General features: G+C 56.1%; 19 protein-coding genes. 10 read left to right on the top strand and 9 right to left on the bottom strand.

Features of this window, described 5'->3' with window-relative positions:
- The first annotated feature begins 141 nt into the window (after positions 1 to 141).
- The 3 genes from modA to modC are packed head-to-tail and all read left to right on the top strand — an operon-like array spanning position 142 to position 2,665.
- Positions 142 to 915: a molybdate ABC transporter substrate-binding protein gene (gene modA / locus HMPREF9538_RS26200; RefSeq protein ID WP_004176834.1), complete on the top strand. Its 774-nt coding sequence runs from the start codon at positions 142 to 144 to the stop codon at positions 913 to 915.
- The gene (modB, locus tag HMPREF9538_RS26205) at positions 915 to 1,604 is read left to right on the top strand and encodes a molybdate ABC transporter permease subunit (protein ID WP_009483838.1); all 690 of its coding nucleotides are present in this window, start codon (positions 915 to 917) and stop codon (positions 1,602 to 1,604) included. The genes modA and modB overlap by 1 nt, the downstream gene beginning before the upstream one ends.
- 2 nt (positions 1,605 to 1,606) lie before the next feature.
- Positions 1,607 to 2,665 (top strand): molybdenum ABC transporter ATP-binding protein ModC, encoded by a 1,059-nt coding sequence (gene modC, locus HMPREF9538_RS26210; RefSeq protein ID WP_032456967.1) that lies wholly within the window; start codon positions 1,607 to 1,609, stop codon positions 2,663 to 2,665.
- On the opposite strand, the gene HMPREF9538_RS26215 is transcribed toward modC, so the two are convergent.
- Positions 2,666 to 3,484, bottom strand: coding sequence for a pyridoxal phosphatase (locus HMPREF9538_RS26215; RefSeq protein ID WP_002895164.1), 819 nt, complete (start codon positions 3,482 to 3,484; stop codon positions 2,666 to 2,668).
- A 228-nt stretch (positions 3,485 to 3,712) separates the two neighbouring features.
- Between HMPREF9538_RS26215 and pgl the strand changes: the two genes are divergently transcribed.
- Positions 3,713 to 4,708: a 6-phosphogluconolactonase gene (gene pgl, locus HMPREF9538_RS26220; protein ID WP_020316492.1), complete on the top strand. Its 996-nt coding sequence runs from the start codon at positions 3,713 to 3,715 to the stop codon at positions 4,706 to 4,708.
- A 110-nt stretch (positions 4,709 to 4,818) separates the two neighbouring features.
- Here pgl and HMPREF9538_RS26225 read toward each other — a convergent pair whose 3' ends face one another.
- From HMPREF9538_RS26225 to ycgZ, 3 genes are all read right to left on the bottom strand, one after another.
- Entirely contained in the window at positions 4,819 to 5,085 is a 267-nt protein-coding gene (locus HMPREF9538_RS26225; RefSeq protein ID WP_002895168.1) for a biofilm development regulator YmgB/AriR family protein, read from the bottom strand.
- A gap of 51 nt (positions 5,086 to 5,136) precedes the next feature.
- On the bottom strand, positions 5,137 to 5,442 hold the full coding sequence (locus HMPREF9538_RS26230; protein WP_004147654.1) for a hypothetical protein: 306 nt from the start codon (positions 5,440 to 5,442) through the stop codon (positions 5,137 to 5,139).
- A 127-nt stretch (positions 5,443 to 5,569) separates the two neighbouring features.
- Positions 5,570 to 5,815: a regulatory protein YcgZ gene (gene ycgZ, locus HMPREF9538_RS26235; protein WP_004151693.1), complete on the bottom strand. Its 246-nt coding sequence runs from the start codon at positions 5,813 to 5,815 to the stop codon at positions 5,570 to 5,572.
- Between the two features lie 330 nt (positions 5,816 to 6,145).
- Between ycgZ and HMPREF9538_RS26240 the strand changes: the two genes are divergently transcribed.
- Positions 6,146 to 7,357 (top strand): diguanylate phosphodiesterase, encoded by a 1,212-nt coding sequence (locus HMPREF9538_RS26240; protein WP_004176831.1) that lies wholly within the window; start codon positions 6,146 to 6,148, stop codon positions 7,355 to 7,357.
- Between the two features lie 155 nt (positions 7,358 to 7,512).
- On the top strand, positions 7,513 to 8,247 hold the full coding sequence (locus HMPREF9538_RS26245; protein WP_004176830.1) for a MerR family transcriptional regulator: 735 nt from the start codon (positions 7,513 to 7,515) through the stop codon (positions 8,245 to 8,247).
- Positions 8,248 to 8,288: 41 nt separating this feature from the next.
- On the opposite strand, the gene HMPREF9538_RS26250 is transcribed toward HMPREF9538_RS26245, so the two are convergent.
- Both HMPREF9538_RS26250 and HMPREF9538_RS26255 read right to left on the bottom strand, forming a co-directional pair.
- Positions 8,289 to 8,843, bottom strand: coding sequence for a helix-turn-helix transcriptional regulator (locus HMPREF9538_RS26250; protein WP_004151695.1), 555 nt, complete (start codon positions 8,841 to 8,843; stop codon positions 8,289 to 8,291).
- A gap of 81 nt (positions 8,844 to 8,924) precedes the next feature.
- Positions 8,925 to 9,137, bottom strand: coding sequence for a biofilm development regulator YmgB/AriR family protein (locus HMPREF9538_RS26255; RefSeq protein ID WP_002895280.1), 213 nt, complete (start codon positions 9,135 to 9,137; stop codon positions 8,925 to 8,927).
- Positions 9,138 to 9,521: 384 nt separating this feature from the next.
- On the opposite strand from HMPREF9538_RS26255, the gene HMPREF9538_RS31995 reads away from it, so the two are divergent.
- A complete protein-coding gene (locus tag HMPREF9538_RS31995; RefSeq protein ID WP_009483834.1) occupies positions 9,522 to 9,668 on the top strand; it encodes a hypothetical protein in 147 nt (48 codons plus the stop codon).
- Positions 9,669 to 9,872: 204 nt separating this feature from the next.
- The gene (locus HMPREF9538_RS26265; protein ID WP_002895283.1) at positions 9,873 to 10,379 is read left to right on the top strand and encodes a hypothetical protein; all 507 of its coding nucleotides are present in this window, start codon (positions 9,873 to 9,875) and stop codon (positions 10,377 to 10,379) included.
- Positions 10,380 to 10,395: 16 nt separating this feature from the next.
- On the opposite strand, the gene HMPREF9538_RS26270 is transcribed toward HMPREF9538_RS26265, so the two are convergent.
- The 3 genes from HMPREF9538_RS26270 to HMPREF9538_RS26280 are packed head-to-tail and all read right to left on the bottom strand — an operon-like array spanning position 10,396 to position 15,509.
- The gene (locus HMPREF9538_RS26270; protein WP_002895284.1) at positions 10,396 to 11,319 is read right to left on the bottom strand and encodes an acyltransferase; all 924 of its coding nucleotides are present in this window, start codon (positions 11,317 to 11,319) and stop codon (positions 10,396 to 10,398) included.
- A 38-nt stretch (positions 11,320 to 11,357) separates the two neighbouring features.
- Positions 11,358 to 14,423: an efflux RND transporter permease subunit gene (locus HMPREF9538_RS26275; protein ID WP_009483833.1), complete on the bottom strand. Its 3,066-nt coding sequence runs from the start codon at positions 14,421 to 14,423 to the stop codon at positions 11,358 to 11,360.
- Positions 14,424 to 15,509, bottom strand: a complete 1,086-nt coding sequence (locus HMPREF9538_RS26280; protein WP_004147662.1) for an efflux RND transporter periplasmic adaptor subunit — start codon at positions 15,507 to 15,509, stop codon at positions 14,424 to 14,426.
- 533 nt (positions 15,510 to 16,042) lie between these two features.
- Here HMPREF9538_RS26280 and HMPREF9538_RS26285 point away from each other — a divergent pair.
- Together HMPREF9538_RS26285 and HMPREF9538_RS26290 are read left to right on the top strand one after the other, a co-directional pair.
- Positions 16,043 to 16,474, top strand: a complete 432-nt coding sequence (locus HMPREF9538_RS26285) for a universal stress protein (protein ID WP_004183465.1) — start codon at positions 16,043 to 16,045, stop codon at positions 16,472 to 16,474.
- Between the two features lie 51 nt (positions 16,475 to 16,525).
- Positions 16,526 to 19,216, top strand: a complete 2,691-nt coding sequence (locus HMPREF9538_RS26290) for a cation-transporting P-type ATPase (RefSeq protein WP_009483831.1) — start codon at positions 16,526 to 16,528, stop codon at positions 19,214 to 19,216.
- Positions 19,217 to 19,255 lie beyond the last annotated feature (39 nt).

Raw genomic sequence — 19,255 nt, 5'->3', positions numbered from 1 at the left:
TTCCCGGCGCCCGGTTTAACCGGGCGCTGTGCTATTTCCCTCCTGTATCATTTCCCTTCGTTTTATTGTCCTGTATCACTATAAAAACGCTTCGCATATCGTTATATTATCGACTACATAACGCATTGACAGGAGAGTAAGATGGCAGGTTCTTGGTTACGCGGGGTTGTCGGGGTATCACTCACGCTGTGCGTCGCGGGTCAGGCGCTTGCGGCAGAGGGTAAAGTGACCGTTTTCGCCGCCGCATCGTTAACCAACGCGATGCAGGATATTGCCCAGGCGTACAAGAAAGAAAAAAACGTCGAGGTCGTGTCGTCGTTTGCCTCGTCTTCGACGCTGGCGCGGCAGATAGAAGCGGGTGCGCCAGCGGACCTGTTTATCTCCGCCGATCAGAAATGGATGGATTACGCGGCAGATAAAAAGGCCATCGATCCGGCAACCCGCGCCACTCTGCTTGGCAACAGCCTGGTAGTGGTCGCGCCGAAAGCCAGTGCGCAGGGGGCGATAACCATTGATGAGAAAACCGACTGGACCAGCCTGCTGAAAGGAGGCCGTCTGGCGGTGGGCGATCCACAGCATGTCCCGGCCGGTATCTATGCCAAAGAGGCACTGCAGAAACTCGGTGCCTGGGAGACGTTGTCGCCGAAGCTCGCCCCGGCTGAAGACGTGCGCGGTGCGCTGGCGCTGGTGGAGCGCAACGAAGCGCCGCTGGGGATTGTCTATGGCTCCGATGCCGTGGCCAGCAAGGGGGTGAAAGTGGTCGGCACCTTCCCGGAAGCCTCGCATCAGAAAGTCGAGTACCCGCTGGCGATTGTCGATGGGCACCGCAATGCGGCTGTGAGCGCCTTCTATGACTACCTGAAAGGGCCGGAAGCGTCCGCTATCTTTAAACGTTACGGATTTACCACCCGCTGATGTTTCTGAGCGAACCCGAATGGCAGGCGGTGCTGCTGAGCCTGAAAGTCTCCTCCCTGGCGGTGGCCTTGAGCCTGCCCTTTGGCATCTTTTTTTCCTGGCTGCTGGTCCGGCGCACCTTTCCCGGCAAGGCCCTGCTCGACAGTATTCTCCATCTGCCGCTGGTGCTGCCTCCGGTGGTGGTGGGGTACCTGCTGCTGGTGGCCATGGGGCGGCGCGGGTTTATTGGCAGCTGGCTGTATGACTGGTTCGGCATCAGCTTTGCTTTTAGCTGGCGCGGGGCGGTGCTGGCGGCGGCGGTGATGTCTTTCCCGCTGATGGTGCGCGCCATTCGCCTGGCGCTGGAAGGGGTGGACGTCAAACTGGAGCAAGCGGCGAGAACCCTCGGGGCCAGCCGCTGGCGGGGATTTTTGACCATTACGTTGCCGTTGACTCTGCCGGGGATTATTGTCGGCACGGTGCTGGCCTTCGCCCGCTCGTTAGGGGAATTTGGCGCGACCATCACGTTCGTTTCCAATATTCCCGGTGAAACGCGCACCCTCCCTTCGGCTATGTACACCTTGATTCAAACCCCGGGCGGGGAGGGGGCGGCGGCCCGCCTCTGCCTCATCGCCATCGGTCTGGCGCTGGTTTCGCTGCTGATTTCGGAATGGCTGGCCCGCGTGAGCCGCCAGCGCATGGGAGGATAATGATGCTGGAGCTGGACTTTACCCAGCCCCTCGGTAGCCACTGCCTGCAGATCCGTGAAACTCTGCCCGCCAGCGGGATCACCGCCGTCTTTGGCGTCTCCGGCGCGGGCAAAACCTCGTTGATTAACGCCATCAGCGGCCTGACCCGACCCCAGGCGGGGCGGATCGTGCTCAATGGCCGGGTGCTGAACGACACCGCGCAGCGTATCTGCCTGGCGCCGGAGCAGCGCCGTATCGGCTATGTCTTTCAGGATGCGCGCCTGTTTCCCCATTATAAAGTGCGCGGCAATCTGCAGTATGGGATGGCGAAATCCATGGTCAGCCAGTTCGATAAGCTGGTGGATCTGCTGGGGATTGCGCCCTTGCTGGATCGTCTGCCGGGCCGGTTATCCGGCGGCGAAAAGCAGCGAGTGGCTATCGGCCGCGCCCTGCTGACCGCGCCAGAGCTGCTGCTGCTGGATGAGCCGCTGGCCTCGCTGGACATTCCGCGCAAACGCGAGCTATTGCCCTACCTGCAGCGGCTGGCGCAGGAGATTCATATTCCGATGCTCTACGTCAGCCACTCGCTGGATGAGATCCAGCATCTGGCCGATCGTGTGCTGGTGCTGGAGGCCGGTAAGGTGAAGGCTTTCGGTCCGCTGGAGGAGGTCTGGAGCAGCAGCGTGATGCACCCCTGGCTGCCGGCGGAACAGCAGAGTACGATCCTTAGCGCCACCGTCGCCGCGCAGCACCCGCAGTATGCGATGACGGCCCTGGCGCTGGGGGACCAGTTGCTGTGGGTCAACCGGCTCGAACGTCCCGCAGGCGACACCGCACGGATCCGCATTCAGGCGTCGGACGTTTCGCTGACACTGGCCCAGCCGTCCGGGACCAGCATCCGCAATATCTTGCGCGCCGAGGTGGCTCAGTGTCTGGAGGTCAACGGACAGATTGAAGTGCAGCTCAGAGTGAGTGGCCGTCTGCTATGGGCCAGGATTAGCCCATGGGCGCGGGACGACCTGGCGATAGCGCCAGGTCAGCAGGTGTTTGCCCAGATCAAAAGCGTGTCGATCGCCGCCTGATTACAGCAGTTGGCGGTAGATAAACTCGGCGATGCTGGTGGACTCATTGTCGCCGATGACTATGTTGGCGCGGGCTTTCACCTCGTCCACCGCGTTGCCCATCGCCACCCCGGTGCCCGCCGCTTCCAGCATGCTAAGATCGTTGTAGTTATCGCCGAAGGCCACCACATCCTGCATCGACAGCCCCTGGTCGGCCACCCATTGCGCCAGGCGTTTGCCTTTGCTGTTGCCGGCGCGCGCGATATCCACCTGATCGTGCCACGACCATTCGCACTCGAGGCCCAGCGTCTCGCCAACCTGCTGCGCAAACCGCTGCAGGCGGGGAATGTCGTCATCGGTGAGAGCGAATTTCCATACCGCGTTAACTTCGCGAACCGCCTGCGCCAGCGAATCGACCTGAGCGAAAACTGGACGCTGATCTTCCGGTAACGCCTGCGCCCAGTTGCGGGTGCGGATCACATGCCCGGTGGGGTGTTCATAAAGCATCGCGTCGTCCACATATGCCAGGCCGTGGATCTGCTGTTTGGCGAGCATGGCAGTGAGGCTTACCGCTTGCTCTACCGGCATAGGATCGGCGGCCAAAACCTTTTTTGCGTGATAATCATACAAATAGGTGCCATTACAACAAATTGCAGGTGTATCGAGAGCCAGTGCCTGATAAAAAGGATGGATAGCGACGTGATGACGTCCGGTGACGACGATGACCTGATAGCCTGCCTCTCTGGCGCGGGCCAGCGCCTCCAGCGACGCGGGCAGAATGGTTTTTTTGCTGGTAAGCAGGGTGCCGTCTAAATCCAGGGCAATCACGCGTGTTGTCATGTGTTATTTCCGGTTGATGTTGAAAAGTGACCTGGCCATGATGGTACACCGCCGTGGCGTCAGGACCAATTTTTCCACATCTGCCGTGAATGTCTGTATGCCCTTTGTGCCGCCGTCCGGCGGAAATTCGGCGGACGATGCGAGTATCATGGGCGGATGTCTTATAATTTTCAGGGTGCTGTTATCCTGAAAATGAAAATTCCACGTGCAGTGAGGGAAGGAGTAGTCATGAAACAAACCGTTTATACCGCCAGCCCGGAAAGCCAACAAATCCATGTCTGGAGTCTTGAAGCGGACGGCAAACTGACGCTGGTGCAGGTGGTTGATGCCCCAGGGCAGGTCCAGCCGATGGTGGTCAGCCCCAACAAGGAATTTCTGTACGTTGGCGTTCGTCCGGAGTTTCGCGTGCTGGCCTATCGCATCACGCCGGATAACGGGGCGTTAACCTTTGCGGGCGAAGCTGCGCTGCCGGGCAGCCCGACCCATATCTCTACCGATCACCATGGCCGTTTTGTCTTCAGCGCCTCCTACAATCAGGGCTGTGTGAGCGTGACCCCGCTGCACGATGGCCTGCCGGGCGAAACCATCACCGTGGTGGAAGGGCTGGAAGGCTGCCACTCGGCCAATATCTCCCCGGATAATCGCACCCTGTGGGTGCCGGCGCTGAAGCAGGATCGCATTTGCCTGTTTACCCTCAGCGACGATGGTTTCCTCTCGGCACAGGAGCCCGCGGAAGTGACGACCGTCGAGGGCGCCGGTCCGCGTCACATGGTATTCCATCCCAACCAGCAGTATGGTTACTGCGTCAATGAGCTAAACAGCTCGATTGACGTCTGGGAGCTGAAAGATCCTAAGGGCAACATCGAATGTGTACAGACCCTGGATATGATGCCGCCTGATTTTAGCGGCGTGCGCTGGGCGGCGGATATTCATATCACCCCGGATGGCGGTCATCTTTACGCCTGCGATCGTACCGCCAGCATCATCACGGTGTTCAGCGTTTCGGAAGATGGTAGCGTGCTGGCGGTGGAAGGCTATCAGCCTACCGAGACCCAGCCGCGCGGCTTTAACCTCGATCACAGCGGTAAATATCTCATTGCCGCCGGGCAGAAGTCGCACCATATCGCGGTGTACGACATCGTCGGTGAGCAGGGACTGCTGCAGGAGAAAGGCCGCTATGCGGTTGGGCAGGGGCCGATGTGGGTAGTGGTCAACGCCCACTGAACCGCCATCAGGTAAAAGAAAAAACCTCGCCTTAGCGAGGGTTTTTTTGCTCAGAGCGGACAGGCTCTGCGGAGAAGGCGTTGTCCTGGCGGGCCAGAAGCGTGGCGACGTTAGATATCGTCCATGGTGTAGCCAACGACAATCTCCAACGTTTTTCGGATCACGTCCGCGGTCACCACGTCATCGGTGGTTTCCAGCGCCTGAATCAGCCATAAAATAATGGCCTTATTGTTCAGGTGACCCTCGGACTGGAGAATACTGTTGATGGCGAGCGACATGACGGCGGACTCATCAACCAGTTTATCACCGGCGTTACGGAAATAGTCGGAGAGCGCGGTGTCCTGCAGTCTTGCGTAAATATCTGGTTGCTGATGCATAGTCTGTCTCATCACATTCTCACTCTGTTTAATTCACCATGGTTGGGATAATCAGTGGATCTTTTTAGCTTCCGACGGCATGCTGTCTGGCGCCAGCGAACCTCTGGTTTCCCAACGGCCATTGATTTTCTTTACCTGTAAAGGCGCGTACTTCCGCTGACGGATAAGCTTCGCGCAAATTTCTTCGATCACGGCAGCGATGATCTTTCTACGCTGGCGATCTGGTTCTGTCGCCTGCATTAACCGAAGTCGAACCAGCAGGGTCGGGGTGGTAATCGGGCGATTCGTTTTCAGAAGCGCTAGAACCGCCTCGCCGATGATTTCATCGGTTATTTCCTCAGTTTCACTGTTATTCATAACCGTCTCTATGCATGCCACCCTTTTCCTGAATAGGCGAACGGGCATTCAGGTCAGCAGCAGGTTTGTGGAAGCGATCGCCCCTCATCTGCTACTGCGGCGCTGCAACAGGCGACGATCGATGACGTTATTCCTGGCCAGCAAACAGCAGACCAATTAAGGTCTGATAGTGGCTCTCTTCCTCCGGCGCGCGAGCGCGGTCCAGGCGGCTCAACAGTTTGGTGCATAGCGCTTTGCGGTTGAGATGACGCCCTTCGTTAAGAATATCCATCACGATCTGACCCAGGGTTTCCTGCTGGGAAGGCAAAGATGCTTTGTTGAAATACTGGGCAATTGCGTTCGCTGTATCTGGAATGTAACCATTCTGCTGCATATGTGCTCCTTTCATTTCATTCATCTGTTAACTGCCATTAAACTTATACAATAATTATTAACCTGTACACACAAAGTTGCACAATAATGATTCATGTTAGTTTAACTATATGATTTTTAATTGTTTAATTTTTTTTTGACTGGCGCGGTTCTGGCTTGTAAAGGTGGGGTTTAGCGTTGCATGTTGTACAAGGAAAGAAAAAAAGGGAAAACCTTGCACAAAAAAGGGATTTTTAGTGTATCTTTTTTGTTAAGACAAAACGTAGTTTTACGAGACCCTTAGCCTGATAACTGCTACTGTGAATGCTTATCCCTCCCATCTGGAATCACTATGCTAACCACCATCATTTATCGCAGCCATATCTGCGACAATGTCTCATTCAAATCGATCGAGGCCATGGTCGCCAGGGCAAACGAAAGAAATGGGCAGGCGGACGTCACCGGTATTTTACTTTTTAACGGGACGCATTTTTTTCAACTCATTGAGGGGCCTGAAGAAAAGGTTCAGGATATTTATCAGCATATCTGCCAGGATCCTCGCCACTATAATCTGGTGGAGTTGCTTTGCGATTATGCGCCGTCCCGTCGTTTTGGTAAGGTCGGGATGGAACTGTTTGATTTACGCGAACACGATCGCGAGGAAGTTCTGCAGGCGGTGATGGACCGGGGGACGTCAAAATATCAGCTCACCTATGATGACCGGGCGCTGCAATTTTTCCGTACTTTTGTCGAAGCCACAGAAAAAGCGAACTATTTTGAGATTCCTTCCGCAGATAGTTGGGTTTTTATTCCTGATAAGGAGACGTTCTATCCTGATACCCCGATTATCGATAATACGGAAGGTTGTTCCTTTGCCTTCCAGCCGATTGTCGACCCTTTCGCCTGCGAAATTATTTCGTGGGAAGCGCTGTTGCGTACACCGGACGGGCAATCCCCCGGCGCCTATTTTGCCGGGCTGACCGGGGACGATATTTATCTCGCCGACCTGCACAGTAAACGGGTGGCGTTGTCGCTGGCGGGAAAATTAGGTTTACGTAATAAGGCGTTAAGCATTAATTTACTGCCGATGACCATGGTCAAAGCGCCGAATGCGGTGGCTTTCCTGCTCGACGAAATTAGTCGCAATGACCTTATTCCGGAGCAGATTATTGTCGAGTTCACTGAGCGGGAAGTGATTTCGCGGATGGACGATTTTACCGATGCGGTGCGCAAACTGAAGGGCGCGGGAATTAATCTTGCCATCGATCACTTCGGCGCCGGGTTTGCCGGGCTATCGCTGCTGGCGCAATACCAACCCGACAGAATTAAAATCGACCATGAGCTGATACGCAATATCCACCAGGACGGACCGCGCCAGTCGATTGTACAGGCGATTATCAAATGCTGTACTTCTCTGGAGATTGCGGTCTCAGCCGTCGGCGTTGAGCGTGCTGAAGAGTGGATGTGGCTGGAATCAGCCGGTATTTCACAGTTTCAGGGCAATTTGTTCGCCAGCGCGCGCCTGGGGGGCCTACCCGCCGTCGCATGGCCGGAGAAAAAATGAACCACCGCGAAATCAACTAAACATTTTTTCATCTTTTTTCCCGGGCGCTGTGAGCCGCAACCTGATATCTTTATCTGTACAAGAAAATAGAGTTGTACAGGATGCCTGAATTCGTTAGTTTAGGTATTAAGGTATCAGGTTGATGTGAGGCTGCTATGGCGTTTTACAGTATCGGTGAAGTCGCCGAACGTTGCGGAATCAATCCGGTCACACTGCGCGCCTGGCAGCGTCGTTACGGTCTACTGAAACCGCAGCGTAGCGAAGGCGGGCATCGACAATTTGATGAAGAAGATATCCTGCGTATCGAAGAGATCAAGCGCTGGATAGAGCGCGGTGTATCAGTAGGGAAAGTCAAAGCGCTGCTGGAGGATAACCTGCCGGCGGCGCGCGACGAATCCGCGCATCTTCAGGAAGAAATGATGTCCATTCTGCGTTATATGCAGCCCGCCAGAATCCGCGCCAAATTAATGGCGCTCAGTCATCAACACCCCGTCGACACCCTCATCGATAGCCTGTTAGTGCCGGTACGACAGCGTCTCAAGCTGGATCAGAATACCTCGCTGGTGATTAGCAGCATGCTGGACGGCCTGTTAATTGACTGCGTAGCGTTGTTTCTCGCCGAAGCGCGTAAAAAAAATGGCAAAGAGACGCTGCTGGTGGGCTGGAGCAATGAGGACAGGACGCGTCTGTGGCTGGAGGCATGGCGTCTTTCCCAACGCGGCTGGCATGTCAACGTTCTCGCCGAACCGCTGGAGTCGCCGCGGCCTGAGCTATTTCCCGGGCAGCATATTTTCGTCTGGACCGGACGTGCCGCCACGCCTCTGCAGGAGGAGTTGCTCAGCCACTGGCAGGAGCAGGGCTTCAGCATCCATTTTCACGGCCAAAATTAAGCGCCCCGATCCGTGGTGCGGATCAGGGCTTGAGTGCTGGGTTACAGGTGAATCTGGCTCCAGGATTTGAACGTTTCGCTGCGGCTGATATTAAAAAAATCGGTTCTACCGCTGCAGCCGAGCTTTTTAATCAGATTCAGCCGGATCTGATAAATGGTTTTTATATGCAGGTTTAGCGACCGGCCAATGCTGGCGACCGCTTCGCCATTGCTGATAAGTTGAATAACTTTCTTTTCCCGCTCGGTAAACTGCACCGAGGCGCCTGGCGCCGGATGGGTTTTGTAATAGCGGGTGGGTTGATGCAGAAATATCTTTAACTCTTCCGGCGTCGAGTTGGCCGGTAAGCGCAGCATAGGCAGTTCACTAAGAAAATTAAGATCGTTGCCTTCGGTTAACAGAATAAATAATGTATCCCGCCGATTATAGTTGTGCTGCAGTACCGCGAAATAATTGTCGCTGGTGAAGAAAACATGTTTTTTGCGGAAGTAAGATGCCGGCAGGCTATTCAGGATCAGCGACATCCCATAGAGAAGAAAACCATTATCAAACCACAGATCGTAATGCTCAGAACGATAGCAAGTATTATGGTGTGACATTTTTTTGCCTCAGTTAGCCGATAGAGACCCAGGCGCGCCGGTACAGCAGGTCGAAGCCTGCTGCCAGCACAGTGGGTTTATTTAATGATGAGGTTTGCTGTACAGCATATCCAGCGCCTGCAGATAGAGATCGGAAAGTATTTCGTTACTTTCCGTTTGCAGACGATGCTGGATTTCCGTAATCATCCGCTCATTATTTACCGTTCTGTGCTGCTTAATGAGCGTATTCTCAATATTCTTCATCAGGGCCGAATTGAAGACAAACTCTGCTGGAATGGTATTTTTAATATGCATAGCTCGAACTCTCCCACGTATAAAGCAAACAGACAATAAAAGTCGCAGCGTACCGTTGGTACGCGCCAAGTCACGAACAGGAAATGTATAACCAGGAACCACCGTCCGACTCGCTGCGCAATCGTCAAGCTTCCCCGCTTTGTTGCGCAACAAGCAGTTAACACTCCAAAACTATAGACGCTGATTTCACTATGTACAACTTTTTTCATTACTATATGTACAACGTAACGGCTTATTTTTTGTGTGTGTTTTAATTTGTTGATTTATAATAATTTTATTAAGTGATAACTTGTACAGAAAAGTCGGGTTGTGCAGGATTTAGCTGTAAAACCAGCGGGAAGAAGCTGATGATGGTAGAAGAAAGCCAATTGTGAAAATTCTGTCATGGCTGGCGAAATGCATGAAATTGCGCCGACGCGCGAAGGGGTAAACAGCAACGCTGTCGTCGACAGGTGGCTTTCTTCCGCGTCGGAGTCTGAGCATAGCGGAAAATATGATGAGGCTTTGTCTGCTTTTTGCACAGTAAGGTAAAGGGGTAACGTCTGCCATGTCGTAAACGGCCCATTCGATTTGTTGGCGAATAAGGGCTGTGCTACGCTTTTTGGTAACGACGCGGCGGTTTGGCATCGTTATTTTTCCCCCATTTCCCTGTCGAGTCTTATACCCCTGTCACGACCGGTAAATACGGCAAAAGCTTTCTGTCCCTGGACAGGCCTTGAGGACTGAGGAGGGAAAATGCGCGGCAAAAGCGTGATGCTCCTGGCCGGGTTAGCCTCTCTCGCGCAGGCGAACGAACTTAACCTCTATTCTGTGAATACCGGTTCCTATGTTTACCATCTGACCAATAATCACGGACAATATACAGAGAATTTCGAAAATCATTTTTTCTCAGTGGAGCGGAAATTCTCTGCAGACTCCAAATACAGCCTTCTGCTTGGCACTATGAATAACAGCTTCAACGATCGCTGCCTGGCGCTGGGGGTGAGAAGAGACTGGTACCACAGCGGCAGCGGGTGGACCTTCAAAGGCGTTTACGGCTATACCGGCGAATTCTTCTTCGACGCCTTCGAGCATTGCGGCGATCATGGCTCCTATAAAGACTTTAAGGACGCCACGGGGATCGGCTTTTCACCCTATATCTACCACGCTATCCAGTATAACTTCACCGATTATTTCGCCGTTGAAAGCGGCATTATTATTCCCAGCGTGTTTGTGATCAGTATCCAGTGGAGCTTCCGCTAAATCGTCCCGTTGTCGGTTACAAGGTAATCACCTTCCTGAGCAGCGTACTGGAGAGCGCGGCAAGGGAAATGAGCACCGACAGGACAAAGGTCAGCGCTATTACCCCCAACTTGGTGGCTAGCGAGTGCACAGGGATGAGCATCACCAGCAGGTGAAACACGGAATAGTGGAGGATATAAACCCCGGTCATCGCTTTACTGACCGTCGCCAGCACGGCCTCTTTCCACTCGCGGTTCTTTTTAAACTGCACGGCGTTAGCGGCGATCACCAGCAGGACGATCAGGATATAAATTTGCGATCCCGTGAGAATGAACGCATTACGATCTGCTTTAAACAGGGCGAAGAAGAAATGGCGTTCATAAAACCAGGTAAATAAATAGACAAAGGGCAGGGCGATAATCGACCCTTTAATCACCTGTGGGTTGCGTATCCACTCCGCGACCTTTGGATCGTTAAACAACTGCCCGGTTAAATAAAATAGTAGCCATGTCCACAGGCGATACTGCGGCGGCAAACTGAAAAGATGTCTGTCCGGGTAGATCACCGAGAGCAGGTCGTAACCGTAGGAGCAGCACAGCAGCGTCAGGAGCACGGCGAAAAAGAGCCCGCGCCGCTGGCTGAGCCAGGCGATCAAAGGATGAAAGGTATAGATGACAATCAGGGCGAAAATAAACCAGGGCTGGATCAGGTAGCCGCGCTGGTAAGGCTCCCAGACATAATAGACCGTCACCCAAAACAGAAAGACGATGACCACGCTTTTAATTTTACCAATTTGCCAGTTGGCATCGTGGCGCGTCTGCGCATCAAGATAGCCGGCCACGACAAAAAACAGCGGCGTCGCGATGGTCGAGATAAATGTCAGCAGCCCGAGGATCCAGTGATAGTCATAATCAAAGCGATCCCAGGTGTTATAGATGGTGAAAAAGGTCACCGCTGTCATACAGCCTAATGTCTTGATAATGCTCAGACCGGTACTGTTCATCGTTGAGGCGTCATATCCTTATGGTGAAAGCAGGCGTAAATCACCGGCAGAACCAGCAGCGTCAGCACGGTGGCAAAGGCGAGGCCGAACATGATCACCACCGCCATACTCTGGAAAAAGACATCGCGCAGCAGCGGGGCCAGGCCAAGTACGGTGGTGAAGGCGGTCAGCAGGATCGGCCGCAGACGAGAGGTTGCCGCATCAATAATAGCTTGTCGTTGATCTTTCTCCTGTTTTTGTTGCTCTATCTCTTCTACCAGCACAATGCCGTTACGGATCAGCATACCGCTCAGGCTGAGCAAGCCGATTAAGGCCATAAAGCCGAAGGGGATGCCGGTAAGCAGAAAGCCGGGTGTGACCCCGATCAGCGCCAGCGGAACGGTCAGCCAGATGGCGACGGCGTTTTTCAGCGAACTGAACATCAGCACCGTTATGATAAACATCACCAGATAGCCAAGCGGCAGGGTTGTAAACAGTCCCTGCTGCGCCTCACTGGAGTTCTCGGCATCGCCGCCCCATTCGATACGGTAGCCGTGGGGCAGCGGCAGTGCGTCAATGCGCGGTTTCACCCGCGCGAGAATATCACCCGAGGTTTGGCCGCTTAGCGGGCTGGGGTCGGTCTGGACCGTCAGCACCCGGGTACGATCCCGGCGGAGGATCAACGGATCTTCCCACTCCAGGGCGAAACCATTGATGACGTTACTCAGCGGGATATATTGCTGGCGACTCTGGCTCCAGACCAGCACATTATTCAGATGGTTGGCATCCTGACGTTCTGCTTCCGGCGGCCGGACGATCACTGGCAGCAGATCGGCCCCTTCACGATATAACCCGGCGCGACTCCCGGAGAAATTCATCTCCAGCGCGTTATCAATATCCTGTTTATCCACCCCCAGCTCGCGTCCCAGCGCCGGGGAATACTGCGGGCGGATCACTTTGCTGCGGTTCTGCCAGTCATTACGCACGCTGTCGGTCGCCGGGTCCGCGGCGAGGATATCGCCTACCTGACTCGCCAGCGCGCGCAGCGTATCCGGGTCTGGGCCCTTAATGCGCACCTCAATCGCGCTATCTCCGGAGGGGCCGAACATAATGCGTTTGGTGCTGGCGTTAACCTGCGGGTAGTTTCTGGCAATCCAGTCCTCCACGTGGCGGGTGACAGGGGCGATGCCGCGTTGATCATCCATCCGCACCATAATCTGCGCGTAGTTGCTGTACTGGCGCTGCCCGCTGTAGGTGAGAATGAAACGCATACTGCCCTGGCCGATGGTGGAGACGGTGGTGACCACCCCCGGCTGACCGGCTATCGACCGCTCGATATCCCGGGTCATCTTCTCCGTGGCGTTTATATCGGTACCGTAGGGTAGCCACAGGTCGACAAAGAATATAGGCGTATTCGATGACGGAAAAAAATTCTGCCGAACAAAGGTAAAGCCCCAGATCGCTCCGGCTAACAGCGCACCCATCAGCACCAGGGTCAGGGTCTTTTGCTGCAGCAGTATTCGCAGCGCCTGCTGATAGCCACGGTAAAAGCTGCCGCGGTAAGGATCGGCCTTTTCCTCCGCGGCGGCGGCCGACGGGGCGTTTTTAAACAGCCACCACTTAATAAGCACCGGGGTGATGGTCAGAGCGGAAAACCAGCTCAGCATCAGGGAGATCAGCAGCACCTGGAACAGCGATTTGCAATACTCCCCGGTAGAGTCCTGGGAGAGGCCAATCGGCGCGAAGGCGAGGATGGCGATGATCGTCGCGCCAAGCAGCGGCAGGGCAGAGCGACGGATCACATAGTTAATCGCGCCCAGCAGCGGAGAGCCTTGCTGACGGGCGATGAGCACCCCTTCGACAATCACAATGGCATTGTCCACCAACATACTCAGGGCAATGATTAGCGCTCCGAGGGAGATCCGTTGTAGTTCGATCCCCCAGATATACATAATAAGCAGGGTGCCGAGAACGTTGAGCGCCAGCGACAGAGCAATAATAATCCCGCTGCGCACCCCCATAAATACCAGCAGCACGCCGACGACAATCGCCAGGGCCATCAGAAAATTGGTAATAAAGCCATTGACCGAGTGGGCGACCTCAGCTGCCTGATCGTAAAAAATAGCGATGTCGATGCCCGCCGGTTTGTCGGCGGCCATCTGCTGGAGGCGGGCCTCGAGAGCGTGGCCGACGTCAATAACGTTGACGCCAGGGATAAAAGAAACTCCCATGGTCACCGCCTGGCGCCCGTTGGCATGATAGATACTGGCCGGCGAGTCGGTTAGCCCGCGCGACAGCGTAGCAATATCCCGCAGTCGGGTGGTGGCGCTGGCGCCGTGAGGGCTGACCAGTAGATCTCCCAGCTCATCGATGCTCTGAAACTCACCGGTGGGGTGGAGGCGGATCGATTCGCTGCCAACGCGGATTTCCCCGGCGCTGGACACCACGTTGAGTCGGGTCAGGATTGCGGCGAGCTGGTTGAGGGTGATCCCGCGCGCCGCCATCTTCGCCAGCGAGATATCCACATTGATCTGCTGCGGAATGACGCCGCCGATAGCGACTTTACCGACCCCCGGCACCAGCACCAGCTCCCGGCGCAACTGTTCGGCATAGCGCACCAGCTCCGGGTTGGTAAAACTGTCGCCCGAGATAGCGAAGAAAAAGCCAAACACATCGCCAAAGTCATCGTTGACGAAAGGGGGGACTACGCCAGGGGGGAAAAGGCGGCTGGCGTCACCGACCCGGCGACGTAGCTCATCCCAGATTTGCGGCAGCTCGCTGGAATGGTACTGCGAAGCAATATTCACCGTAATTTGCGATAAGCCATTCGAGGAGATGGAGCTGACGTTATCCAGCGAGGGAAGCTGCTGAATCGCGTTTTCCAGCGGCAGGGTAACCTCCTCTTCCACCTGCTGAGCGGACGCGCCAGGGTAGTGGGTGACGATCACCGCCGTTTTGATGGTGAAGGCGGGATCTTCCAGGCGGCCGATATTGAGCAGGGCGAGCAGGCCACCCACCCCTAACAGCAAAATGACTAACCAGACGCGGGTCGGGTTGTTAATAAACTGACGGGAAATATCCATTTATAATCCTCGTTCACGCGTCCAGACCCGCACCGGCTGCCCGGCATGCAGCTCGCTCACGCCCGCCGCAACCACCTGTTCACCCGCGCGGAGACCGTCGGTGATCGCCACTCCCTGCGAAGTCACCTCGCCGACGGTGACCTTACGCTCCTCAAGATATCGATGCGCGTTATCGCCTTTCACCACCCAGACTACCGGCTCGTTCTTTGGCCGGTTATCGGGGTTAAACACCGCCTCCGCTGGCACAATGAGGGTTTCCCGTCCGGCGCTGGCCGGTAAATTGCCGAGATTGACCGTCACGGTGCCGCTGACCCCGCCGACGGCGGGAAAATCATCTGGCCGCGGCATGGTTAACACGATCTGCCAGGTGAGGGTGCTATTGTCGCTGCTGCCGGTATGCTCTTTGTATTCCGCGGTAAACTCGCGGCCCGGCAGGGTATTGATCCTGACGACGGGACGGTAGGCGGTATTGCGGATATCCAGGGAGGTGAACAGATTTTCGGGAATGCTGAAGACCACATCCAGCAGGTCGGTCCGCGTCAGGGTGATCACCGGTTGGCCGGCGGCGACCACCTGATGGTTGCGGATATGCACGCCGGCGGCAATCCCGCTAAAGGGCGCGATGAGGCTCATTTGCGCCAGCTCTTCGCGAGCGATTTTTAAGGCCGCATTGGCGGCATCGCGATTGGCGCGCTGCACGTCCATCTCCGCCTGGGAAATCGCCTGGCGCCCGGCCAGAGTCTGGAAGCGGTCGAACTGACGCTGGGCGAGAGTGGCCGCCGTTTGCCGCTCATTGACCCGTTGCTGGGCCTCGCGGGCATTCAGGCGCGCCAGCGTTTGCCCCTGGGCGACGCTTGCCCCCTGACGAATATCTAGCGACTCCACCTGGCCACCCCGCTTAAACGACAGTTCGGTGGAATCGCCAGACTCAATGCGTGCCGGAAACGTTCGCTGCTGGGTATTGCCCACGGCGGTCACCTGCGCCACTTTAACCATGCGCGGGGCGGACTCGACGGTGGGTGCTTTCTGATCGCAAGCGGTTGTAAATATAATAACAACCGGGATGAGAGAAAAATAACGATTCACAATATTCCCCTCAGATTCAGGATTTATTTTACATTTTTATTACATGGCGCCTGCTTATTCTGCGAGAGCGGCGACGACCAGATAAGTGAAGAGCCCCACCGCTGTGCAGGCGACAATGGCCAGCGCGACAAACAAACCCAGGCGTAACAGGCTATAACCCAACATAATTTCCTCCCTTTACTCCCACCCGAACCGTGAATGTCATTTAATTCGGCCCCCACTGTGACCACCGGACATTCGGAGCGGCATGCCTGCTTGTAATCAGCATAGTCGGAGAAAATATGAAGTGTTAAAAAAGAGAATGCCGCGAGCGTTGGCGGCATTGAGGGGAAAGCGCAGGAGATCCGCAGGGAATATGCGGTTTTTATAATATTTTTCAGTCTATTAATCCGCCATTTTCTAATGTTAATTTTCCTGTGCTACGTTTAATAACATCTATTCCGCTCGCCGCTTCTGTTGTTGAGATTTCGTTCCTCCCCAAGTAAGGGGCTATTCATCACTACGCATTGTATTGGTAATAAAAGGATTATCTCATGTATAAAAATATCGTTGTTCCCGTTGACGTGTTTGATGCGGGCCTGGCCGACAAAGCGCTCTCTCATGCGAAATTCCTCGCCCAACATTCTGCCGGGCAAATTCATCTTATCCATGTTATTCCGGCCTTTTCTCCTGTATTAACCCGCGGATTTATCTCTGATGCCCGAAAGATGGAAGACCATTTGCTTAATACCGCTAAGGAAAAGCTGAGCGAGCTGGTGAAGAAAAATGGGCTTGCGGAAGACGCCAGCCATCTTTATGTGCGCAGTGGCAATGTTCGCGATCAAGTGATTGCCCTGGCCGATGAGCTGAAAGCGGATGTGGTGATTGTCGGTTCGCGCAATCCGGGGATCCAGACTCATCTGCTGGGCTCGGAAGCGGCCAATATCGTGCGCTATGCCCATGTACCAGTGTTCGTTGTGCGCTGATGATGGCGGGATGTCGCCCTGACTTCCGCTTCAGAAATCGAGGGAAAGAGTATGAATACAGATAAACCGGGGGCGCCCTATTATCAGCGCTCCGTCGAGGAGACTCTCGCCAGCGTGCAGAGTTCGCCGGAAGGGATTAGCGGAACAGAGGCGGCTACGCGCCTGCAGCAGTATGGCGAAAACGCCCTGCCGCAGAAGCCGGGTAAACCCGCCTGGCTGCGTTTTATTGCGCATTTTAACGATGTGCTGATCTACGTCCTTCTGGCGGCAGCGTTGCTCAAGGCGGTGATGGGCCATTGGATCGACATGGCGGTGATCCTCGCCGTGGCTGTGGTCAATGCGCTGATCGGCTTCATTCAGGAGAGTAATGCGGAAAAATCGCTGCAGAGTATCCGCAATATGCTGTCCAGCGAGGCGGTGGCGATCCGTCAGGGCAACCATGAAACCATCCCCACCACCTCGCTGGTACCTGGCGATATCGTGGTGATCCGCGCCGGCGACCGTATCCCCGCCGATCTACGGGTGATTGAGGCGCACAACCTGCGGGTGGAAGAGGCGATCCTCACCGGCGAGTCGACGGTGGTGGATAAAATCACCGACGCGCTGGAGGGCGATCTGCCGCTGGGCGACCGGGTGAACATGGTCTTTTCCGGGACCACCGTCAGCGCCGGCGGCGGCGTCGGCGTGGTGACCGCCACCGGCGCGCAGACCGAACTCGGCCATATCAACCAGATGATGGCGGGTATTGAGAAGCACCGTACCCCGCTGCTGGTGCAGATGGATAAGCTCGGCAAAGCGATTTTCGCCATTATTCTCGCCATGATGGTGGCGCTGTTTATCTTCAGCCTCGCGCTGCGGGATATCCCGATGGGCGAGCTGCTGCTGTCGCTGATTAGCCTGGCGGTAGCCGCGGTACCGGAAGGACTGCCGGCGATCATCTCGATTATTCTGTCGCTCGGCGTGCAGACGATGGCGCGCAAGCGGGCGATTATTCGTAAGCTGCCGACCGTGGAAACCCTCGGCGCCATGACCGTGGTCTGCTCGGATAAAACCGGCACCCTGACGATGAACGAAATGACCGTCAAAGCGATCATCACCGCCGACTGCTGCTATCGGGTGGAAGGCGACAGCTACGAGCCGCAGGGGCGGATCTTCCTCGAGGGGAGCGATGAGCCCGTGCAGGTTCAGCCCGGCACCGTGCTGGAGACCTGGCTGCGCACCATCGACCTGTGTAACGACAGCCAGCTTACCCAGGATGAGCGCGGTCTGTGGGGGATCACCGGCGGGCCGACCGAAGGGGCGCTTAAAGTGCTGGCGGCGAAAGCGCAGCTCCCGGCGGTGGAGGCCCGTCTGGTGGCCAAGATCCCCTTTGACTCGCAGTACAAATATATGTCGACCCTGCAGCACATCGATGGCAATGCCCGGGTGCTGATCACCGGTGCGCCGGACGTTATCTTCGCCATGTGCCGCGAGCAGATGAGCCGCCACGGCGCGGTGCCGTTCGAGGCGCAGTACTGGGAAGAGGAGATGGCGCGCTTCGCCCGTCAGGGACTGCGGATGGTGGCGGCGGCCTGTAAGCCGGCCAGCCTTGATGCCACCACCCTCAACCATGAGGACCTGCAGGAGGGACTGATTTTCCTCGGCATCGCCGGGATGATGGATCCCCCGCGTCCGGAAGCCATTGACGCCATCCACGCCTGCCAGACCGCCGGCATCCGCGTGAAAATGATCACCGGCGACCACCCGCAGACGGCGATGAGCATCGGCCAGATGCTGGGGATCACCAACAGCAGCCAGGCCATGACCGGCTACCAGCTGGAGCACATGGACGATGCGGCGCTGGCGAAGGCGGCGGTGGAGTACGACATCTTTGCCCGTACCAGCCCGGAGCATAAGCTGCGCCTGGTTAAAGCCCTGCAGGATAACGGCGAAGTGGTCGGCATGACCGGCGACGGCGTTAACGACGCGCCGGCGCTGCGCCAGGCCGACGTGGGTATCGCCATGGGTATCAAAGGCACCGAAGTCACCAAAGAGGCGGCCGACATGGTGTTAACCGATGATAACTTCGCCACCATCGCCAGCTCGGTAAGAGAGGGCCGTCGGGTCTATGACAACCTGAAGAAGACCATCCTCTTCATCATGCCGACCAACCTGGCGCAGGGGCTGCTGATCATCATCGCCCTGCTGGCGGGGAACATTATTCCGCTGACCCCGGTGCTGATCCTGTGGATGAACATGGCGACGTCGGCGACGCTCTCCTTCGGCCTGGCCTTTGAGGCCGCAGAGCGCAACGTGATGAACCGTCCGCCGCGTAAAACCGGCCAGCATGTGATGGATGGTTTCGCCGTGTGGCGAGTGGCTTTCGTCGGGTCGATGATCGCGATTGCCGCCTTTATCCTTGAGGCCTGGCTGGCGCCGCGCGGCCACAGTCCGGAGTTTATCCGCACCGTGCTGCTGCAGATGCTGGTGACGGCGCAGTGGGTCTACATGATCAACTGCCGCAGCAGCGACAGCTTCTCCCTGAGCATGGGTCTGCTGCGCAACAAAGGCATCTGGCTGGTGACCGGCGTCCTGCTGCTGATGCAGCTGGTCATTATCTATGTCCCGCTGATGCAGAGCATGTTTGGTACGGAAGCGCTGCCGCTGCGCTACTGGTTTGTCACTCTGGTCATCGGCGTCGCCATGTTCCTGGTGGTGGAAATCGAGAAGCGTCTGACGCGCCGGTTCCGCAAAACGGCCTGAACAATCTCGCCCCCCCCCCCCCCCCCCCCCGCGCGCCGC

The organism is Klebsiella sp. MS 92-3 (genome assembly GCF_000195655.1).
Lineage (GTDB): Bacteria > Pseudomonadota > Gammaproteobacteria > Enterobacterales > Enterobacteriaceae > Klebsiella > Klebsiella pneumoniae.
The sequence above is the reverse complement of the archived record's forward strand: the minus strand, read 5'-3'. Positions and strand labels throughout refer to the sequence as shown.